Here is an 18,897-nt window from a genome sequence, read left to right as displayed (position 1 = left end):
ATTAATTTTTGATTTGATTAATTTACAACGATTAGAGGTAAGTAACAATGCTGTTTAAATAAACAGCACTTCACCTAAAAGACTTATTCATAACAGTTATAGATGTATACTCTATTGCTTATTGAGCCTTAATTTACAAGCTTCCTTCACCCACTTACTAAAATTCCCTTTCCCCGCGGCCTTCTCAATCTGTTCTAAAAGCTCATCCTCGAACCGGATGTTCTTCATCGTGCTCTTTGTACGGTCAAAATTTGGTTTCTTTTTCTCTTGCATGGTAGGTACCACTTCGGTTAATTTATCCGCATGTGGTACCTACCACATGGATTCGGAATTTTGACAACGCCCCGCAGTGTTGGAGCACTAAAGGGCGTCTAACCTCACCAACTATCAAGGAGTTGATTATGGCTGATTCGCATTCTACCCCAGACACCGACCAATCCGGAACCGAGCGTTCGTTAATTGTGGGATACCGCCCGAATGTTTACGACAAATCCACGCCGAAAATCATCCTTTCCGGCAAGTGGCTGCGCGCGGCGGGGTTTGATACTGGACAGCAAGTCACGGTAAAGGTCATGAAAGGGTGCATCGTTCTGGTGGCGTATAACGAGCAGGAGCAGCGTTTGCAGGATGATTATAAACGGACGAAGGCAAAGCTTATTGAGATAGAGGACGCGCTTGCAGCGATCCAAATTCCACATGCTGGAAAGCGCCTCGCAAAATCAAATACAAACCATCTGGCTTAGCAGCTGTTTCTGGCATACTACCTGCCTGGTGTATTAGATGTGGAGGCGACATGGCAGATAAAGATGTAATCCAATCCCCGGCAGGCGAATTTGTTATGTTTGCCAGTGATGATGGAACGGTTCGCATCACATGTCGCTTTGAACATGAAACACTCTGGCTGTCGCAAGCAGCCATTGCGTCTCTTTATCAGGTCACTCCTCAAGCTATTACTCAGCATATTAAAGCCATTTACGAAGAAGGTGAGCTTGAACAAAAAGCAACTTGTAAGGCTTACTTACAAGTTCAGCAAGAAGGTCAGCGCAAGGTCAATCGCAACACACTTCACTATAGCCTGCCCGTCATTCTCGCCATCGGCTATCGCGTCCGATCCACGCGAGGTACACAGTTCCGGCAGTGGGCCACCCAAACGCTCCAGGAATACCTGGTAAAAGGCTTCGTTATGGACGACGAGCGCCTGAAAAATCCGCCTGTGGGCTCTTCCGCCGTCCCTGACTATTTCGATGAAATGCTGGAACGCATTCGCGATATACGGGCCAGCGAACGCCGGGTCTATCTTCGCGTGAGGGAGATTTTCGCATTAGCCGCTGACTATCAGCCGTCGCTCAAAGAAACCACGCAATTCTTTCAGACCATCCAGAATAAACTGCATTTTGCCTGCACAGGCCACACCGCTGCTGAGTTGATTCACCAGCGCGCGGACGCCACTCAACCGCATATGGGGCTGACCAGCTATAAAGGCGAAGAAGTCCGTAAAAGCGATGTCACCACCGCAAAAAATTATCTGTCTCAGGATGAGGTGAGCGAGCTTAATCGCGTCGTTAATATGTGGCTCGATTTTGCCGAAGATCAGGCCAAACGCCGCAAGCAGGTATTTTTACGAGACTGGCAAACCAAGCTCGATCAGTTTCTGCAATTCAACGACCGGGACGTTTTAGAAGGCACAGGAAAAATCAGCAAGAAAGCGGCTGATGAAAAGGCGTGCTCAGAATACATCGAATATGAAAAAAAGCAGCGCCTGCTGAAAGAGGCCGAAGGTGAGAAAGATATTGTCGGCTTATTAAAATGGGATAAGCGGGCTAAGCGCTAATCCCGGTATTTCTGCTCAGCTTCATATGCAACAGCGGAAACGGATTCCCCTGCCCATCCAGTTCTGAACGCCCGACCTGCTCAAACCCCATATGGCGATAAAACGCCACCCCCTGCGGATTCTGCTCGTTCACATCCACTTCATTTACGCCGAATTCTGAAATGGCATATTGCAGCAGCATTTTCCCGATACCCTTCCCCCGGCTCGCATCATCCACAAACAGCATTTCAATGCGATTTTTATCCACGCCCAAAAAGCCGTGAATAATACCCACGTCATCCCGGGCAATCACAACCCTGAGATTAGGCAAATATGCGTTGAGCAATAACGGACGCAGCGCCGCGATATCGCTTTCCTGCAAAAAGCGGTGCGTGGCGCGAACGGACGACTCCCAGACTGCGACGAGGCGTTCAAATTGTGAAGGGTGTGCGGCTTCTATTTTCATGATGATATTCCGGTTGAGTAAACTTTCAGGGCAGCAATGTAATGATATTCAGCTCTGCGACGTGCGCCACACGCCAGGCGTACAACCGTACTCCGTCTGAAAATGACGAATAAAGTGCGCGCAGTCGCTGAACCCCATCCGCTGTGCAATATCCGTCACGCTCTGCTGTGAGTTCTTCAGCAGCCAGCAAGCATAGCGCAGTCTGGCGCTGCGGATAAATTCGCGAGCCGTTTTGCCGAATTCTGCGTGGAACAGTCGGTTGAGCTGGCGTTCACTCAATGCCACTTCTCGCGCAAGCCCGGCGGTGGTGAGCGGCCGGGTCAGGAACTGTTCTATCAGCATGACGGCGCGGCGCAGTCGCGAGTCAGGGATAAGCGCAAGATTGGCCGGACGCGGGGTGGCAATTTCATGCGGAACGAGCGACAAACGCTGACAGGTGGTGCTGGCGATATCATCCCCGGCATGGGCGCGGATAAGCTCAGTTGCCAGCGTCAGGGTGGAAATACCGCCCGGGCAGGTCAGCACATCGCCATCGTCGATGAAATCATACCCTTGCTCAGCATAAACCAGCGGGAAAGCCTGCCGAAATGCATCAAGGTGGAAAGGATGGATGGACGCTCGTCGTTCATTCAGCAATCCTTCCTGTGCGAGGACAAAACTGCCGGTGCCAATGCCAATGAGCGGAACCCCGGCATGGTGGGCATGTGCCAGATACGCTTTATCCCCCTGATACCCTAAGTCCAGATACTGCAATTCACCGCCGATAACAGCAAGATAGTTAAAACTGTCCGGCGGCGCATGGGGAGAATCTGGTCTCATGATAATCCCCGCATTGCTGATAATCGGGATATCAGGAAATTCACTTATCAGGCTGATTTTAAATGCTAATTTATCCTGAGCTTTCGCTGCATAACGCAGCGCCTCCAGCAACCCGGAGACGGCCAGGAGTGAATAACGGGGCCATAATATCAACCCAATATGCAGACACTTTTCCGGTACTGATTTCCCCCCATCGGAGGAGTCAAATACACTTTTCATTTACTTGCCAAATTTAAAATTAATTACATTATCGCAACATGATCTGTCGCACTTTTTATTTCTAAGGTAATCCTGATATTTTAAATCAAGCATAAATGAGACGGGAGGAAAATATAATGTTTTTCTCGTTTATATCATTCTTTTTTTGAGCCACGACACACATATGTCGGTAATGTTCCTAAGGTAAAGATATAGTTACCATTATGTTGTTCATTGATCCGCATATAAATACTCTTGCCCGGATAGACAAAGAATTGCGGTTCATATTTTTCCAGCCAGCTGTCGTCGACATTATCGTCCGGGAACGTCATATTTTTTTCTGACGTCAGCAAATAGAGATGATCTTGTCTCTCCACCCGAAAGGAAATTTTCCTGTCAATGGTTTTACCCGGATCGCTCTTTGCCCGGCCATTCATGCTCAGGGTGCCGAATTTCCCGTCGAAGGTGTAATTCAGCCAGACCGTCAGCGTCTCATCCGGATGGTGCTGTACCAGATTAGCCTGGCATGAAAAAGGCTGAACGTAAGTTCGGTGCCACAGGTAATAGCCCGTCAGCACGCCTGCGGTGATGAGGCCCGCCACGATGATATACAGCATCTGCCGAAAACGAGTCATGCTAGCTATCCTTCAGGAAATAATCAGATATACAGCGGTTCGGCTCTTTCATTGGCCGGTCGCAGCGAATAACCGACGCACGAGGAAGCAGAGCGTACCAGCTGATGTAAACCCAGGGATATTGCGCGCATTCAGCCTTGAATTTTTCCACATAGGTCAGCGCTGAAGCGCGTTCAGCGTGAGTCTGAATGTCGTTCGCAAGATAAACGCGACAGGCTCCGACGGATGCCGCAAAACGGTAATCCTCAACAAAACGGTTTTCTGTGGCGTTCATATATCCCGTCACGCCTGCCCCGGCCAGGACGATCAATAGACCCATGACAACAGCCAGCCAGCGCGTGGGCTTCCTGGCAACGGGCGTTGCTGGCTCGGAGGATGCAGAGACCTCCTCGATCGCTGGCGCCTCCACACATTGTTCCTCTGCGGGTTGAGGCGCGACAGGTGAAGACTCTCTGACGGTTATTTGCGTGTCGCTTGCCAGCGTCAACCCAATCCGCGGAATGGTAACGATAGGGTCAGTTTCAAAACCAATCTTTTTGAGCCCTTTGCGCAGGATGGAGATGTTCTGGTAATAGGTATTGGAGGAGACAAGCATGCCGCGGCTTTGCCAGACAATATCAAGGAACTCTTGCTGAGTGACAATCGACCCCGCTCTGTCGATTAATAACAACAGGCATCGGCCTGCTGGCGAATTTAAGACAACCACACGGTCAGGATTGTTGATATCACGTAACGTGCTGGCCGCAGGATGAAATTCGACGATATTATTTATAATGTAATGCTTATGCATAGGGGCAGTATGAATTCTCCGGTTAACAGATGTTGAACCTGGGTCACCGCATGTATGGGATGACATTCACGTCGGGATTAATGTGACTGATTAACGTCATGCTGTATATCTTCGCCATTGGCGAAAAATCTTAATTTATATTTCATCCCTTAAGCTTCACTGAACCTGCATAAGAGCTCAACCCTTGTAGAATGCGGCTTGCAGAGCCGCTTCATCCGCGATCATCCTCATTATGATCTTTTGTGAAGTGAATTTCCGCTCCACAGAAGTATCTGACTACCGGCAGCATCTCATTTATCAGTGCCTCATCTTTTGGCGCACTCCTCGCCTCTTGACATTGACAAATATCTACATAAAAAAACATTGTACGCCACGGACATGCGTGTCTGAAATATTCAGCACCCTTAAGCCTTAAGTTTTCTCAACCTGATCAGTATCAATAACTTACATGGTTTTTGTATGCTTTTAAGCCACCTTTCTATCAGTTTTTATCGATGATAACATTCGTAAATTGTTATTCCCCGTCAGCAACTTCACACCCGCACTGACACCAGACGACAAACTCCTTACAAAACATTTATCAAAGCTAAATTTTCATTAAAAATAGCGGCTATCATAATTTACAGAAAGCGAAGCGGAATAAGACCAATCAGAGGGAAGCGTCGTAACCGGTCTCGATCTTAGTAATTAATACAATTTTAGATTAATTCAGATTACCTCTTTATTGGCCGACGTATAGTAGGCCTACAGTATGCAATACGTCATTGCTTCGAGAATACTGGCGATAACCTTATAAATAATTCGCCTGATTACTATTATAAATCGAGGAATAACATGACGAACAATAGCCAAATAACACAGCATATAACTGTTGCACTGATGGGCGGCGATCATTATGCAAGAAACGGCATTAAAACGTTATTAAGCAGCATCCGCGACGACCTTCACATCATTATCATCGAAGGAGGTTATCAGGAACTGGATAAGGCGCTGTCGTCGATTCGTATCGATATCTTATTTATATCCGGCGCAGAGAAATACCATACAGGGTATGACTCACTGAAATATTTAAAAAAAATCAAAGTCACGCAGCCTGAAGTGATTATCTGCCTGTACTCAACCTCTGCCCATTCCCTGTTATGGGTCCGGGAAGATATTGATGCCTATATCTCGCTACAGAACACGGTTTATCAGTGGCGGATAAAGCTAGCAAAAATGGTCGATAGCCATTATCGGCCCCAAAAGCAGCCAGCGGCGTTATCGCTGACGCCTGGAGAAAGGAGGGTATTAAAGGAACTCAGGAACGGACTGGATATACGTTACATCGCAGAACTGGAGAAACTTTCTTATCGCCGCGTGAGCGCCTTAAAAAGCTCAGCGATAAGGAAACTCGGGCTCAGGAATAAGACAGATTTGCTGGTCTTTTTAACCAGTTAGACCTGCCGCTTTCAGAGCAAATCTCGTAATAAAAAAATCAAGGAACTATGAAATGAAAGCACGCCTTACTTGCCATTCTCTGCTGGCATTAAGCATTGCCGCCCTGCTGCCAGCGGGCTCAGCACTGGCCGCCACCACCAGCGGCGGCACGGTTAACTTCAGCGGTAAAGTGGTGACCTCCGCCTGTGCCATCAGCGCCGGTAGCGCCAATATCGACGTCGACATGGGTGAAGTGCGTACCGCCACGCTGGCTGCCGCAGGCAGTGAAGCCAGTACCGCAAAAGCCTTCTCCATCACCCTGGAAGATTGCGAAATCGCCGATACCTCGGCGTCCACGGAAGATAACCCTATTGCCGCAACGACCGTGGCTATCACCTTCACCGGTACACCGGACAGTACCGATGTGAATAGCCTGGCCGCGGGAGTAAACGGCGGCGCGGGCTCGGCGCAGCATGTCGCTATCCGTCTTTATGACGAACAGGGCAACGTCGTCAGGCTGGGTGAGCCGGCAGCAGCGATCCCCCTGCGTGCGGGGGCGAACATCCTGAACTTCAGCGCGAAATATTACTCCCCACTGGGCAACGCCACGTCGGGTGATGCCAGCGCGGTCGCCACCTACACCGTGACCTATTCGTAATCTTCAGGCCCGGTCTGCTGGCCGGGTCTGACTCAGCTTTCAGGAGACGCACTATGCGCGTAAACACATGGATTTGTCTGGCTGGCACGTTATGTTCATCCGCCGTGTACGCAGGCGGCGTGGGGTTAGGCGCAACGCGGCTGATCTACACCGGCGCGGCTACGCAGACGATGATGCAGGTAAGAAATACCCACCCTGATGCCACGTTTCTGATCCAGTCCTGGATGGAAGACGAGAAAGGGAGCCGTACCAACGACTTCGTCATCACGCCGCCGCTGTACGTCATGAAGCCCGCCAGCGAAAGCGCGGTGAAAATCATGTTCAGCGGCGACGCCCTGCCAGCCGATCGCGAGACGCTGTACTGGATGACGGTCAAAGCTATCCCACAGCAGGTTAAAAACGGTTCCGGCAATTCGCTGCAATTCGCCTCTGCCAACCGCATCAAGGTCTTTTATCGCCCGGAGCAGCTCAGGGAGGGCGCAGGGGAGGCATGGAAAAACCTTGCCGGCGCCTACCGCGCGGGCAAGGTCACGCTGACCAACCCAACGCCGTATTACCTCACCACCATTAACGTGAAAATTGATGGCAGGCCGGTGTCGCCCGTCATGGTGCCGCCGAAATCCAGCGTGACGCTGGCAGACACCTTCAGCCATGCGAGCAGCTTAAGCTACCAGACGATTAACGATTATGGCGCCTGGACGCCCGTTACCCGCACGTCATTGTCCCAATAATAAAAACAGTAAGGCGTGACCACATGAAAATTAAAATCCTGTGCGCCACGGCGATCGCCCTGGTGATTCGGCAAGCCGTGGCTGCCGAAAGCGAGCTGCAATTTAATCCTGCGTTTCTCAACGGCGAGCGCGCCAACAGCGCCGATCTCGCCTGGGTCAACGCCGGGAGCGCGTTGCCGCCGGGCGAGTACAATCTTAACGTGTATATCAACACCCAGTTCGCGTTCACAGGTAACGTCACGTTTCGCGTCGCTGAAAACACCGCCGGTGAAGCCCTGCCGTGCCTTACGCCTGCGCAATTCGCCGCACTTGGCATCGACAGCCGTCAGGCTAAAGGGGGTGAGCTGCCGCCTGCGCAGCGCTGCATTTTTTTAACCCAGTCATTCGCCGATACCCGGTTTGATTTTGATCAGAGGACGCTTACCCTCAACTTCACCGTACCGCAAAGCGCGATGCGCGCTCTGCCGCGCGGGTACGTCAGCCCGGAGAGCTGGGAGTCCGGCATCCCTGCCGCGTGGCTGAACTATGTGGTCAATGGCGCGAATAATGACTACCGGGGCGAGACGCGCACGCGGGAACAACAGCTGTTTGTGAGCCTCAACAGCGGCGCCAACCTGGGCGCATGGCGGCTGCGTGATTTCACCACGTGGACCAAAGAGAGTAACGAGCTCACCCACGTCCAGACCTGGCTACAGCGGGATATCCGCGCCCTGCGTGCCCAGGTTTATGCCGGTGAAACGTTCACCTCATCGCAGGTGTTTGACGCCGTTGGCCTGCGTGGGGTTGCCCTGAAGACCGATGACAATATGTTGCCCGCCAGCCTGAGCGGTTACGCGCCCGAAGTGCGTGGCATCGCGCGCGGCAATGCCACGGTGACGGTTCGCCAGAACGGTAACGTCATCTATCAAACCTCCGTTCCGCCGGGGGCGTTTGTGCTGAAAGATCTCTATCCGACCTCTTCCGGCGGCGATCTCGCGGTCACCATTCAGGAGAGCGACGGTAGCCAGACGCAATACACCCTGCCCTTTGCCAGCGTGCCGAATCTGGTGCGTAACGGTCAGGTCAAATATGCTCTGGGTGCGGGGAAATACCGCCCTGCGGGCAATCAGATCTCGCCCTCCTTCGCGCAGGGCGAGCTGTTCCTGGGCTGGCGATACGGCCTCACGTTTTATGGCGGGGCGCAGTTTTCCGATCGCTACAACGGCCTGGCCTTCGGTATCGGGCAGAATCTCGGCCGCTTTGGCGCCTACTCCCTCGACCTCACCCATGCCCGCAGCCAGCTGGCTGATAATCAGCACTACACCGGTGATTCGGTGCGCCTGCGGTACAGCAAGCTGCTGAACGATATCGGTACGCGAGTCAATTTCTTCTCGCTGCGTTACTCAACGGCAGGGTTTTATACCCTCAGCGATACCACTTACAAAGGCATGGCGGGCGGAGCGCCAAAACAGACCGTGGAAGACGATGGCACCGTCACCACTCACTACGACACGGTTTACAACCTGCATATGTCGCGTAAGGCAAAAAATCAGCTTCTGTTGTCGCAGCCGATGGGCGAATACGGCGCGCTGTCGCTGTCCTGGGATCAACAAACCTACTGGAATACGTCAAAAACCACGCAAAGTTTGCAGTTCGCGTGGAACGCGACGTTTCGTAACCTGTCGCTTGGCATCAGCGCCCAGCGTAGCTCTGGCCTGTACGACAACAAGAAAGACAATATCCTCGCGTTGTCCCTGTCGGTGCCGCTGGGTAACCCGGCGCTGTCGACCCGTCTCCGTTTTACCGCTACCCATGCGGATCCCGCTGGCACCACCGCCAGTACCGGTGTCAGTGGTTATCTGCCGGGGCAGGAGAATCTTTTCTATAGCGTCAACCAGCGCTACAGCGCGCAGCAGCACTACGGCGGCGATGCCGCGCTGCAATACGAGGGCGCGTGGGGAGACTATAACCTGGGCTACAGCTACGCCGGTGACTCCCGCAACCTCAGTTACGGGATGAGCGGCGGTGCGGTGCTGCATGAGGATGGTCTGACGCTGAGCCAGCCGCTCGGGAACACCAATATTCTGGTGAAAGCCCCGGGCGCCAGCCATGTCGCCGTGCTCAACCACAAGGGCATCAAAACCGACAGCCGGGGCTATGCGGTGATCCCGTACGCCACGCCGTATCGCGTTAATCAGGTTGCGCTGGATGTCACCACCGTGGGCAATGACGTGGAACTTGAGAACGCCATCGCCAATAAAATCCCCACCGACGGGGCACTGGTTCGCGCCACCCTCACCACGCGTCAGGGGGCAAAAGCGATGTTTATCGTACGTCACGCTAAAGACGTGCTCCCCTTCGGCACGCTGGTCTCGTCAGAGGATGACAAAGCCAGCGGTATCGTCGGCGACGGCGGCAGCGTGTATCTGACCGGCCTGTCAGCGGAGGGAACCTTGCATGCCGTATGGGGGCGCAACAGCGCCCAGCGCTGCACGATCCGCTATGCGTTGAACCCGCAGAATTATCACGCCCGCACCGGGCTTTATTCCCAGGAGGTCATATGTCAGTAACCATCCGGTTCCTCCCCCTGATCCTGCTGATGTTCATCACCGTTCCCGCGCGCGGCTATGACGTGCTGGTTTCCGTGACCGGCAACGTGATCGGCAATACCTGCATTGTCTCGGAAGATTCGAAGGAGCAAAACGTGCCGCTGGGCACCCTCGGCGTGAAGCAATTTTGCGAGGCGGGCGCGGTCAGCAATATCAAAACGCCCTTCACGCTCACCCTTGAAGCATGCGGCCCCACCTTTGCTGGCGTGAAAATCCGCTTCAGCGGTACGCCGGATGACGAGAACCCGCAGCTTCTGAAAGTCGCTGACGGCGGCGCGACCGGCGTGGCGGTGCAGATTCTGGATAAAGACAGCGTACTTATCCCGCTGGACACCCAAACCGCTGCTTACGGCGCGGCGGGGGATGACAGCGTAAAAATGACCTTCTATGCGCGACTGGCCGCCACGGGTGCGCCGGTCAATGCCGGAGACGTTTCGGCAGTGGCGACCTGGACGACGGAGTATCAATAATGCGTTTACTGTTTTTAGCCCTGTTTTTCATGTCCTCTCAGGCACTTGCCCTCTCCTGGACATCGGATATCACCCTTTCGCCAACGCCCATGTCGTGGTCCGGCCCGGCAGACTCCATCGTGCCTGGAAAGACGATCGGCTCTGAATGGAGCGCCTCTGCGAGCGTCTCGGAAGTGTTCTGGTGCGGCCTGGTATTTACCTGCTCCAAAGGGACGCTGGAGCCGAGCAGCAGTATAACCGCCACCGGCATCACGGTTATTCTTGATGGCGCAAATTACATGGTATTTGAAACGGGCGTGCCCGGCATCGGCTTCATTCTTGGGCTTAAAGATTATAACGGCACCACCTATGTCCCGATGCAGACGGGCATTACGCAGAGCTATCCGGCCGATGGGACTAACGGTTACGCCACCGCACTGGGCTGGTCGGCAAAAGTGACGTTTATCAAGACCGGCGTTCCGCTGAAATCCGGCGTATACCAGACCCCGACCATTAACGCGGCGATCCTGACGGCCTATAACAACGAAGTGAAAACCGCGCAGGTGATCATCAACCCCACCACCATCACGGTGACGGCAAGCGGCTGCACGGTAGGCACGAAAAGCGCCAACGTCGACCTGGGCACCATTGATATTCACACGCTGCCCAGCGTAGGCAGCACCTCGCCGTCGGGGGAGTTTAACGTCAGCCTGACCTGCGATGAGAACGTGGCGGTTAACGCAGTGATGACCGATCAGACCACACCGTCAAATACCTCGTCGGTCGTGACGCTGACCGGGGACTCCACGGCCTCCGGCATTGGCGTACAGTTTTTCTATAACGGTACCGGGCCGCTTATGATGGGGCCGGACAGCTCGTCCGCAGGTACGACGGGACAGTTTTTCATCCAGACCACCAGCTCGGCACAAACGCTGTCCCTGCCGTTCCAGGCGCAGTACATCCGAACCGGTGAACTGGTCCCCGGCTCGGCCAACGCCCTGGCAAGCATCACCTTTTCGTATCAGTAGGTTAGTGCTTCACCCACACCAGCTGATCGACCCGGAAGCCCAGCTCGCGTGCGGTGTTCAGGTAGTCCTGTTTTACCGCATCCGGAATGGTCGGGGTGCGCGATAAAATCCACAGATAGTCGCGGTTCGGGCCGCTGACCAGCGCGTACTGGTACTTATCATCCAGCTTGATCACGTTATAGCCGCCGTAGAACGGGCCGAAGAACGATACCTTCAGCGCAGCCGTGGTCGGTTCGCCGGTAAAGTACGCCTTTCCTTCGCTCTCATTCCATTTTTTCTTCACCGGATCGTAGCCGCGGTTCAGTACGCTGATACCGCCATCGCTACGCTTGCCGTACGTCGCGGTGACCTGTTCCAGACCGCGCTCGAAGCGATTTTCCAGTCGGGCGACTTCATACCATTTGCCGAGATAGTGGCTGGCATCAAAGCCGGTAATGGGCTGCACGCCTTTCGGCGGCGTGGGAGATTTACAGGCAACCAGCGTCAGCGCAATGGCGACACCGGTAACGACAGGCCATAGCCTCATGAGAACTCCTTTCATTTACGCGGTTGGACGTTAAGTGTAGCGCACCCGTGCGGCGCTTCATCCCGTCGGGGAATATTCGTAGTATATTGAGACAACTCCTTCTCTTCGGATGCAGACATGGCTTACTCCATCGGCGAATTCGCCAGACTCAGCGGCATCACCGCCACCACGCTGCGGGCGTGGCAGCGACGCTATGGCTTGCTCAAACCCGAGCGTACGGACGGCGGTCACCGCCTGTACAGCGATGAGGACGTTCAGCAGGCGCTGAAAATCCTCGACTGGGTAAAAAAAGGCGTACCCATCGGTCAGGTAAAATCACTGCTGGAACGCCCTGCGCCGCGCCGCGCCAATAACTGGCAAACCCTGCAACAGGCCATGCTGCAAAAGTTGCAGGAGGGGAAAATTGAGTCCCTGCGTCAGATAATTTACGACGCCGGACGCGAATACCCAAGGCCAGAGCTGGTCACTAACGTGCTGCGTCCGTTGCGCAGCCAGATATCGGCCAACGTCGCCGCCGCCATGACGCTGCGTGAGATCCTCGACGGCATCCTCATCGCCTATACCTCGTTTTGCCTTGAGGGCGATAAAAAAGCGCCGGGCGATAACATCCTCATCAGCGGCTGGCATCTGAACGACCCCTGTGAGATCTGGCTAGAAGCTCTGACGCGCACCGGCCAGGGCCACCGCATCGACATACTGCCGGTTCCCCCTGCCGCGCTGGCCCCGGAAATTTTCCCGGACCGCAAATGGCTGCTGGTCACCAGCGGTAAACTTACCGCCGTGCGGAAAAAGCAGGTTGCGCAGTGGCAGCAGCAGGTTTCCCTTGAGGTGATTATCCTCTGATTATTTTCTGCTGAGGCAATCTTCACGAAAAGTTGAATATTTTTTCGCACAGCGAGTGCTAACGTTTTCCTGTCACCGACAACACAACAGGAAAACACGATGAAAAAGACACTCCCTCTGATGATGCTGGCTACAATGGCTTTCGCGCCTGCCGCGTTCAGCGCCCCGGCAGGCACCCTGAGCGTTCACGTTCTGGACCAGCAAACCGGTATGCCGCCAGCGGATGTGGCCGTCACGCTGGAGAAGCAGGAGCAGGACAAGTGGACCCCGATTGCCAGCGCTAAAACCGACCACGACGGGCGCATCAAATCGCTCTATCCGCAGGATCAGGATATGGCGCCTGGCGTGTATAAAGTGACCTTCAAAACCGCCGATTACTTCCACGGTAAAAAGCTGGACTCCTTCTTCCCGGAAGTGCCGGTGCTGTTCACCGTCACCCGCACCAATGAAAAACTGCACATCCCGCTTCTGCTCAGCCAGTACGGTTACTCAACCTACAAGGGCAGCTGATTGCTCTTGATTTTAAAGACGATTTAAAAATAATCCCGCCAATACTTGGACAAATACGCATTGTTGTGTAACTTTTAGGTATGAGATCGGGAGGTGCACACCATGACAACAAAACCTGAGCTGGGTATTAGCGGATGTTTGACCGGTTCCGCCGTTCGCTTTGACGGCGGGCATAAGCGTATGGGCTTTGTGATGGATGAGCTGGCGCAGTGGGTCGCTTTCCGTCCGGTATGCCCTGAAATGGCTATCGGCCTGCCCACGCCTCGTCCGGCGCTGCGTCTGGTGATGACCACCGGCGGCGAGACAGAAATGCGGTTCAGCAAAGCGCCGCACGATGACGTCACGCAGAAGATGGCCGCATTTACGGCAGATTATCTGCCGAAAATCGGCGATCTGGCGGGTTTTATCGTCTGTGCAAAATCCCCCAGCTGCGGCATGGAGCGCGTGCGGCTGTACGACGAAAACGGCAACCGGGGCCGCAAGGAGGGTGTCGGGCTGTTCACCGCCGCCCTCCTTGAAACTTTCCCCTGGCTGCCCGTCGAAGAAGACGGTCGCCTGCACGATCCGGTACTGCGGGAAAACTTTGTTGAGCGCGTTTTCGCTCTCCACGAACTGAACGTAATGCGTAAAAATGGCCTGACGCGCCGTGCCCTGCTGGACTTTCACAGCCGCTATAAGCTTCAGCTTCTGGCGCACCATCAGGCAGGCTACCGTGAAATTGGCCCGTTCGTGGCATCACTGCACGAGTGGGACGATCTGGACGCGTTTTTCGTGGCCTATCGCGACAAGCTGATGACCATTCTGAAAAAACCCGCTTCGCGGAAGAATCACACTAACGTGCTGATGCACATTCAGGGCTATTTCCGTAACCAGCTGAACAGCCGCCAGCGTGGAGAACTGCGTGATGTGATCCTGCATTACCGGGACGGGCTGCTGCCGATCCTCGCGCCGCTGACGCTGCTGAAGCATTATCTGGCTGAATACCCTGACCGGTATCTGATGACGCAAAACTACTTTGATCCCTATCCTGATGATTTGGGTCTGCGTCTGGCCGTTACCTGATAAGAAAGAAGCGAAGGCCCTGTTGACCCACAGAGGCCCAAAGCAGTACCCCGTTTAGACGACACCCTCACTGTCGTCTTTTTTTTGCGCTCAGCGTAGAATACTGTAATTCCGTACAGGTTAAGCGTGCGCAGCGGAGTACCCCGATGATCAAAAATTTGCATATTCAGAACTACCGCTCAATTCGCGATATGTCGCTTGAGCTGGAACAGCTCAATATCGTGTTCGGCCCCAACGGCACCGGAAAATCCAATATTTATAAAGCGATTTATCTGATGCACAGCGCGGCGCAGGGGCAATTCTCCCAGGCGCTGGCGAACGAGGGGGGAATTTTGAAAGTGTTCTGGGCGGGCAAAACCCGCAGCGACCAGCTGCGACGCATGAACCTGGCGGTGGAAACGGAAACCTATGAATATGAGCTTCAGGTCGGGTTCGTGGAAAAGCTGCCCTACCCCTCACAGTTTCAGCTCGATCCGGTGATCAAAGAGGAATCTATCTGGCTCGGCGGACAGCACCGTCGCCCGTCGTCACAGCTGATGAAGCGTAAGAATCAGGCGGTATTCCTGAACAACGTGCATCACGAAAAAGTGACCCACAGCGGTACGCTGTATGAGAACGAGTCGGTGTTCGGTCAGCTCGGTGAACCGCACCTCTACCCCGAAGTGTCGCAGATGCGCGAGTCCCTGCGTAACTGGCGATTTTATCACGAGTTTTCCGTCTCATCCGGCTCGGCGATCCGTGCCCCGCAGGTGGGCTTTCGTTCCCCGGTGCTGGCCAGCGACGGCGCGAACCTGGCCGCCGCGTTTCAGACCATTGTCGAAATTGGCGACGAGCTGCTGCTGATGCGCATTCTCGACCAGGCCTTCCCCGGCTGCGTGTTTTACAGCGACAACACCGGCGGGCGCTTCCGCATGATGATGCAGCGCGAGGGGCTGAGCAGACCGCTGGAACCGGCAGAGTTCTCCGACGGCACGCTGCGTTTTTTGTGCCTGGCGGTGGCGCTGTTAAGCCCGCGCCCTCCCGCATTCATCGCCCTCAACGAACCGGAAAACAGCCTGCATCCGCAGATGCTGCCCGCCCTGGCAAGCCTCATTGCCGAGGCCAGCCGCTATTCGCAGATCTGGCTCACCAGCCATTCGCCGGAGCTGGCGCATTTGATTGAGAAGCACCGATCGTTTTCGCTGTATCAGCTGTCGATGGCGGAGGGGGAGACGAGGATGGAGAGGCTGGGGTAATTGCCAGGTGGCGCTACGCTTACCTGGCCTACTGGCGAGTACGAAACGTCTTGCGCCACTCCGCCGGGCTGACGCCAAAGCGCGCCTTAAACTGCTGCCGATACGTCACCGCTGATAAAAACCCCACCTGCCCGGCGACGTTTTCGATTGGCAGGTTGCCGGACTCCAGCAGGATCTGGCTGCGCCGCAGGCGCTCGGCGGTAAGCCAGTCGGCAACGCTCATGCCCGTCGCTTTGATAAAATGGCGGGTCAGCGTGCGCCGGCTCATCGACACCACTTCCGCAAGAGAGTCCAGGTTATGCGGTTCGGAAATATGCTGCTGAAGGTAGTCAATCAGACAGTTAATCCGCCCATCACGGGTATCTTTCGGCACAGGTTGCGCAATAAACTGCGCCTGCCCGCCCTCTCGGTGCGGCGGGACGATCATCCGGCGGGCAATCTGATTGGCGACGACGCTGCCAAAGCGCTGGCGGATGATGTACAAACAGCAGTCGAGCGCGGCGGCGGTACCCGCCGAGGTAATCATATTGCCGTCATCCACGTAGAGGGCGTTGATATCCAGTCGGACGTCCGGAAATAGCGACTGGAACTGGCGTTCAAACTCCCAGTGAGTGGCGGCCCGTTTGCCGCTGAGTATGCCCGCATAGCCCAGCACAAACGATCCCAGACACAGCCCAACAATTTCCGCCCCGTTGTCTCTGGCCTGAACCAGGCTGTCGAGCAGCGTCTGAGGCGGGCGCTCCAGAACGTGCTGCCAGTAGGGTACAACCACAATTTCAGCCGATGCGATCGCGGAAAAATCCTGCGTCGCATGCAGGGCAAAACCGTCTTTCGAGTTCAGGAATCCCGGTTTTTCAGCGCAGATCGTGACGTTAAAGCGCTTTTCCCCGGATACCGTGTCGCCAAACAGGATGCAGGGGACGGAGTAGTGGAACGGGCTAAACCCGTCCACCGCGACAATGGCAACGTTAATAAGCGGCATCTGTCTCTCCTGTCCCCTTTAACAGTCAGAATATAACGGTTTCGCCGTCCTGGGGAATGCTCACCGCGTCACCTGCCTCGTTGGCATCAACATACTCGCGCAGCGCGCGGCGGGTCAGCAGGCAGTGGTTGAGAGCTTCCATATGGGTCGCCACGATTTTCGCCTGCGGCAGCAGGAAATGCACGTTAAGCAGATCTTCTTCCCCCATGATAATCGGCCCAAACCCAATGACATGAGCGTAACCGGCGTTGAGCACTACGATATCCGGCTGGTGCTTTTGCAGATCGGCCGCCACCGCATCGCGCCAGATGGTATCCCCTGCGATATAAAGCGTCTTCTCATCGGGATGACGGAACACCACGCCGCAGGCTTCCCCCAGAAACTCTGCCAGCTCCGGCACGGCGTAAGCGCGGTCAGTACCGTGCTGGCCGCCGTGGGTTTTCACTATCCGGATATCGCCGTACGTTGTTTCCCCGGTCATGATCGTCAGGTTGGTAAATCCCTGGCTGCGCAGCAGCGCGGCATCACTATCATTTTGCACGTAGATCGGCTTGCCTTTGGCGATCAGCTCAACGGCGTACTGATCCCAGTGATCGGCATGGGTATGGGTGACGATCACCGCGTCAGCATCCAGAAGCGTTTGAACGTCAACGGGAAGATCGACCATCGGGTTGCGAATATCAGCCCGCGCCGTGCCGGGAAAACCCGGATAAGTGCCTTTTGGCGCCAGCATTGGGTCGATTAAAAAGCGTTTTCCCGCGTAAGTGATCAGCTGGGTGGCATTGCGAATTTGCGTAATGTTCATGGGCTATCCTCCGGTTGGTATGAGAAGGAGAATAGCCCCAGGGTGCCGTTAAGAATGTGGGCTAAAGGGCGATGATCGATGAAATCGGGTCAATCGATAAACCGCTTGCGTACCCTTTCCAGCGGCGCAATCAGCAGATTGATAAGCGGCTTACGATCGATAACGATATCGGCGTTCACCGTCATTCCGCCCATCAGCATGCGCTTTTTCTTGTCCGGGTCGGTAAACCAGGAGGGGACGCGCACTTTAGCCAGGTAGTAGTTCTGCCCCTCCTGGAGCGGGATCAGCGCCGAATGGGCATCAATGTTTACCTCATAGAAATCGGACAGCGTTGCCTCCACGGAACCGTATTTGTCTACGGGCCAGGAGTCGAAGCGCAGCTTGACCTTATCGCCTTTCGCCACGCGCCCCACCCCCGTTGCCGGAACATACAGGTACCCCTCCATCGTCGCCGCGGTATTTTTACGGATCATCACTACCACCTCGCTATTTTGCGTAATGGCCCGGCCAGGCGGGAAGTTAATCGCCACCACGTAACCGTCGGAAGGGGCCAGCATCGCCATGGTGGAACTTCCCCGGCTGGACAGGTTGCGGTCAATTTCGCTGATGCGGTTTTTCACATACAGCTGCTCTTCGCTCAGAGAGTCAATTTGCGACTGGGTGCTGTCGGTCAGGCTGGTTTTTCGTGCCTCAAGCTCAAGAATAGTGCTCTCCTCCAGCGTCAGGTTGAGCTGCGCATTGAGCACATCGTTGTGGCTTTTATCGAGATCCACTTTGGAGACATAGCCCTTCCCGGAGACGGATTTCCACGCCTCGTAGGTGTCGGTGCTGTTTTTTAACAGCGCGCGCAGCTTCTTCACCTTATCGCGGGAAACGGCGATCTGCTTGTCGGTGAGAGCCAGCTGCTGCGCCAGATTTTTGCGATACGACGCAATCGAGTCCTCAATGGCCTGGATGCGCTGCTCGCTGCGCTTCTTCTCCGCTTCCATCTGCTGGCGGTCAAACTGCACCACCGAGCCCTGCTTGCCGCCATAGTCCTGCGACACGGTGAACAGCGGATCGTTTTCCTTCACGTACTGGCCCGGCCGTACGGCAAAATCCACAAGCGTACCGGACTCCCGGGCGCGCACTTCGACATCGCCCTGCGCCGGGATCAGCACCCCGCGTGCCAGCGTGGTTTCCGAAAAGTTAAAGACAATCGCAAAGACCAGCAGGCAGAGAAAAAAGGTGATGAACAAGGTCAGCACGGCTTTCAGCCGTGGCGCGTTGATGTGATAGCTTTTTGAGAAATGATGCGGGATCAGCGCCCGCCGCTGTCGGCTTCGGTTTTTTAATTTCACGATATG

At 54.7% G+C, this 18,897-nt stretch carries 21 protein-coding genes; 12 read left to right on the top strand and 9 right to left on the bottom strand.

All coding sequences use genetic code 11. The features are described from left to right. Positions 1 to 111: 111 nt before the first annotated feature. Positions 112 to 273 (bottom strand): YlcI/YnfO family protein, encoded by a 162-nt coding sequence (locus ACOTY5_RS18325; RefSeq protein WP_065419814.1) that lies wholly within the window; start codon positions 271 to 273, stop codon positions 112 to 114. Between the two features lie 128 nt (positions 274 to 401). On the opposite strand from ACOTY5_RS18325, the gene ACOTY5_RS18320 reads away from it, so the two are divergent. Then, complete coding sequence (locus tag ACOTY5_RS18320) at positions 402 to 743, top strand: SymE family type I addiction module toxin (RefSeq protein WP_006812446.1); 342 nt, start codon at positions 402 to 404, stop codon at positions 741 to 743. 50 nt (positions 744 to 793) lie between these two features. Next, complete coding sequence (locus ACOTY5_RS18315) at positions 794 to 1,831, top strand: virulence RhuM family protein (protein WP_045906947.1); 1,038 nt, start codon at positions 794 to 796, stop codon at positions 1,829 to 1,831. On the opposite strand, the gene ACOTY5_RS18310 is transcribed toward ACOTY5_RS18315, so the two are convergent. The 4 genes from ACOTY5_RS18310 to ACOTY5_RS18295 form a co-directional block, all read right to left on the bottom strand. Beyond that, a complete protein-coding gene (locus tag ACOTY5_RS18310; RefSeq protein ID WP_045141754.1) occupies positions 1,821 to 2,276 on the bottom strand; it encodes a GNAT family N-acetyltransferase in 456 nt (151 codons plus the stop codon). The genes ACOTY5_RS18315 and ACOTY5_RS18310 overlap by 11 nt on opposite strands. 48 nt (positions 2,277 to 2,324) lie before the next feature. Beyond that, positions 2,325 to 3,095 carry a GlxA family transcriptional regulator gene (locus ACOTY5_RS18305; RefSeq protein ID WP_227789221.1) on the bottom strand — a complete coding sequence of 257 codons (771 nt, stop codon included), beginning with the start codon at positions 3,093 to 3,095 and terminating at the stop codon, positions 2,325 to 2,327. Positions 3,096 to 3,448: 353 nt separating this feature from the next. Beyond that, entirely contained in the window at positions 3,449 to 3,928 is a 480-nt protein-coding gene (locus tag ACOTY5_RS18300) for a hypothetical protein (protein WP_045141756.1), read from the bottom strand. 1 nt (position 3,929) lies between these two features. Next, positions 3,930 to 4,718: a winged helix-turn-helix domain-containing protein gene (locus tag ACOTY5_RS18295; protein WP_062934149.1), complete on the bottom strand. Its 789-nt coding sequence runs from the start codon at positions 4,716 to 4,718 to the stop codon at positions 3,930 to 3,932. 834 nt (positions 4,719 to 5,552) lie between these two features. Between ACOTY5_RS18295 and ACOTY5_RS18290 the strand changes: the two genes are divergently transcribed. Genes ACOTY5_RS18290 through ACOTY5_RS18265 form a run of 6 tightly spaced genes read left to right on the top strand, consistent with a single transcriptional unit; the run spans position 5,553 to position 11,588 of the window. Continuing rightward, a complete protein-coding gene (locus ACOTY5_RS18290) occupies positions 5,553 to 6,155 on the top strand; it encodes a helix-turn-helix domain-containing protein (protein WP_015570068.1) in 603 nt (200 codons plus the stop codon). Between the two features lie 52 nt (positions 6,156 to 6,207). Then, positions 6,208 to 6,792, top strand: a complete 585-nt coding sequence (locus tag ACOTY5_RS18285; RefSeq protein WP_421631990.1) for a fimbrial protein — start codon at positions 6,208 to 6,210, stop codon at positions 6,790 to 6,792. 53 nt (positions 6,793 to 6,845) lie between these two features. Continuing rightward, the gene (locus ACOTY5_RS18280) at positions 6,846 to 7,523 is read left to right on the top strand and encodes a fimbrial biogenesis chaperone (protein ID WP_045141757.1); all 678 of its coding nucleotides are present in this window, start codon (positions 6,846 to 6,848) and stop codon (positions 7,521 to 7,523) included. A 23-nt stretch (positions 7,524 to 7,546) separates the two neighbouring features. After that, entirely contained in the window at positions 7,547 to 10,072 is a 2,526-nt protein-coding gene (locus ACOTY5_RS18275) for a fimbria/pilus outer membrane usher protein (RefSeq protein ID WP_015570070.1), read from the top strand. Then, on the top strand, positions 10,063 to 10,581 hold the full coding sequence (locus ACOTY5_RS18270) for a fimbrial protein (RefSeq protein WP_045141758.1): 519 nt from the start codon (positions 10,063 to 10,065) through the stop codon (positions 10,579 to 10,581). Before ACOTY5_RS18275 ends, ACOTY5_RS18270 begins: the two co-directional genes overlap by 10 nt. Beyond that, complete coding sequence (locus tag ACOTY5_RS18265) at positions 10,581 to 11,588, top strand: fimbrial protein (RefSeq protein ID WP_017383645.1); 1,008 nt, start codon at positions 10,581 to 10,583, stop codon at positions 11,586 to 11,588. Before ACOTY5_RS18270 ends, ACOTY5_RS18265 begins: the two co-directional genes overlap by 1 nt. A gap of 1 nt (position 11,589) precedes the next feature. Here ACOTY5_RS18265 and ACOTY5_RS18260 read toward each other — a convergent pair whose 3' ends face one another. Then, positions 11,590 to 12,114, bottom strand: coding sequence for a lipocalin family protein (locus ACOTY5_RS18260; RefSeq protein ID WP_045141759.1), 525 nt, complete (start codon positions 12,112 to 12,114; stop codon positions 11,590 to 11,592). 117 nt (positions 12,115 to 12,231) lie between these two features. Here ACOTY5_RS18260 and ACOTY5_RS18255 point away from each other — a divergent pair, with 117 nt between their 5' ends. The 4 genes from ACOTY5_RS18255 (at position 12,232) to ACOTY5_RS18240 (ending at position 15,764) form a co-directional block, all read left to right on the top strand. After that, positions 12,232 to 12,957, top strand: a complete 726-nt coding sequence (locus tag ACOTY5_RS18255) for a MerR family transcriptional regulator (RefSeq protein WP_015570074.1) — start codon at positions 12,232 to 12,234, stop codon at positions 12,955 to 12,957. A gap of 99 nt (positions 12,958 to 13,056) precedes the next feature. Then, a complete protein-coding gene (uraH, locus tag ACOTY5_RS18250) occupies positions 13,057 to 13,467 on the top strand; it encodes a hydroxyisourate hydrolase (RefSeq protein WP_045141760.1) in 411 nt (136 codons plus the stop codon). Positions 13,468 to 13,569: 102 nt separating this feature from the next. After that, positions 13,570 to 14,529, top strand: coding sequence for a YbgA family protein (locus ACOTY5_RS18245; RefSeq protein WP_045141761.1), 960 nt, complete (start codon positions 13,570 to 13,572; stop codon positions 14,527 to 14,529). A 146-nt stretch (positions 14,530 to 14,675) separates the two neighbouring features. Further along, positions 14,676 to 15,764, top strand: coding sequence for an AAA family ATPase (locus ACOTY5_RS18240; RefSeq protein WP_023295682.1), 1,089 nt, complete (start codon positions 14,676 to 14,678; stop codon positions 15,762 to 15,764). Positions 15,765 to 15,792: 28 nt separating this feature from the next. On the opposite strand, the gene ACOTY5_RS18235 is transcribed toward ACOTY5_RS18240, so the two are convergent. The 3 genes from ACOTY5_RS18235 to ACOTY5_RS18225 form a co-directional block, all read right to left on the bottom strand. Beyond that, positions 15,793 to 16,746, bottom strand: coding sequence for a GlxA family transcriptional regulator (locus ACOTY5_RS18235; RefSeq protein ID WP_017383650.1), 954 nt, complete (start codon positions 16,744 to 16,746; stop codon positions 15,793 to 15,795). Positions 16,747 to 16,771: 25 nt separating this feature from the next. Next, positions 16,772 to 17,551, bottom strand: a complete 780-nt coding sequence (locus ACOTY5_RS18230; protein WP_017693987.1) for an MBL fold metallo-hydrolase — start codon at positions 17,549 to 17,551, stop codon at positions 16,772 to 16,774. A gap of 89 nt (positions 17,552 to 17,640) precedes the next feature. Continuing rightward, positions 17,641 to 18,891, bottom strand: coding sequence for an HlyD family secretion protein (locus ACOTY5_RS18225; RefSeq protein ID WP_421631989.1), 1,251 nt, complete (start codon positions 18,889 to 18,891; stop codon positions 17,641 to 17,643). Positions 18,892 to 18,897: the final 6 nt, after the last annotated feature.

Origin of the sequence: Enterobacter cloacae complex sp. SHL018, assembly GCF_049237905.1 — a bacterium.
Lineage (GTDB): Bacteria > Pseudomonadota > Gammaproteobacteria > Enterobacterales > Enterobacteriaceae > Enterobacter > Enterobacter hormaechei_C.
The sequence above is the reverse complement of the archived record's forward strand: the minus strand, read 5'-3'. Positions and strand labels throughout refer to the sequence as shown.

Excerpts from the sequence above, each read along its gene's own strand:
- ACOTY5_RS18325 (WP_065419814.1), bottom strand. The coding sequence starts at position 273 with ATGCAAGAGAAAAAGAAACCAAATTTTGACCGTACAAAGAGCACGATG.
- ACOTY5_RS18320 (WP_006812446.1), top strand. The coding sequence starts at position 402 with ATGGCTGATTCGCATTCTACCCCAGACACCGACCAATCCGGAACCGAG.
- ACOTY5_RS18315 (WP_045906947.1), top strand. The coding sequence starts at position 794 with ATGGCAGATAAAGATGTAATCCAATCCCCGGCAGGCGAATTTGTTATG.
- ACOTY5_RS18310 (WP_045141754.1), bottom strand. The coding sequence starts at position 2,276 with ATGAAAATAGAAGCCGCACACCCTTCACAATTTGAACGCCTCGTCGCA.
- ACOTY5_RS18305 (WP_227789221.1), bottom strand. The coding sequence starts at position 3,095 with ATGAGACCAGATTCTCCCCATGCGCCGCCGGACAGTTTTAACTATCTT.
- ACOTY5_RS18300 (WP_045141756.1), bottom strand. The coding sequence starts at position 3,928 with ATGACTCGTTTTCGGCAGATGCTGTATATCATCGTGGCGGGCCTCATC.
- ACOTY5_RS18295 (WP_062934149.1), bottom strand. The coding sequence starts at position 4,718 with ATGCATAAGCATTACATTATAAATAATATCGTCGAATTTCATCCTGCG.
- ACOTY5_RS18290 (WP_015570068.1), top strand. The coding sequence starts at position 5,553 with ATGACGAACAATAGCCAAATAACACAGCATATAACTGTTGCACTGATG.
- ACOTY5_RS18285 (WP_421631990.1), top strand. The coding sequence starts at position 6,208 with ATGAAAGCACGCCTTACTTGCCATTCTCTGCTGGCATTAAGCATTGCC.
- ACOTY5_RS18280 (WP_045141757.1), top strand. The coding sequence starts at position 6,846 with ATGCGCGTAAACACATGGATTTGTCTGGCTGGCACGTTATGTTCATCC.
- ACOTY5_RS18275 (WP_015570070.1), top strand. The coding sequence starts at position 7,547 with ATGAAAATTAAAATCCTGTGCGCCACGGCGATCGCCCTGGTGATTCGG.
- ACOTY5_RS18270 (WP_045141758.1), top strand. The coding sequence starts at position 10,063 with ATGTCAGTAACCATCCGGTTCCTCCCCCTGATCCTGCTGATGTTCATC.
- ACOTY5_RS18265 (WP_017383645.1), top strand. The coding sequence starts at position 10,581 with ATGCGTTTACTGTTTTTAGCCCTGTTTTTCATGTCCTCTCAGGCACTT.
- ACOTY5_RS18260 (WP_045141759.1), bottom strand. The coding sequence starts at position 12,114 with ATGAGGCTATGGCCTGTCGTTACCGGTGTCGCCATTGCGCTGACGCTG.
- ACOTY5_RS18255 (WP_015570074.1), top strand. The coding sequence starts at position 12,232 with ATGGCTTACTCCATCGGCGAATTCGCCAGACTCAGCGGCATCACCGCC.
- uraH (WP_045141760.1), top strand. The coding sequence starts at position 13,057 with ATGAAAAAGACACTCCCTCTGATGATGCTGGCTACAATGGCTTTCGCG.
- ACOTY5_RS18245 (WP_045141761.1), top strand. The coding sequence starts at position 13,570 with ATGACAACAAAACCTGAGCTGGGTATTAGCGGATGTTTGACCGGTTCC.
- ACOTY5_RS18240 (WP_023295682.1), top strand. The coding sequence starts at position 14,676 with ATGATCAAAAATTTGCATATTCAGAACTACCGCTCAATTCGCGATATG.
- ACOTY5_RS18235 (WP_017383650.1), bottom strand. The coding sequence starts at position 16,746 with ATGCCGCTTATTAACGTTGCCATTGTCGCGGTGGACGGGTTTAGCCCG.
- ACOTY5_RS18230 (WP_017693987.1), bottom strand. The coding sequence starts at position 17,551 with ATGAACATTACGCAAATTCGCAATGCCACCCAGCTGATCACTTACGCG.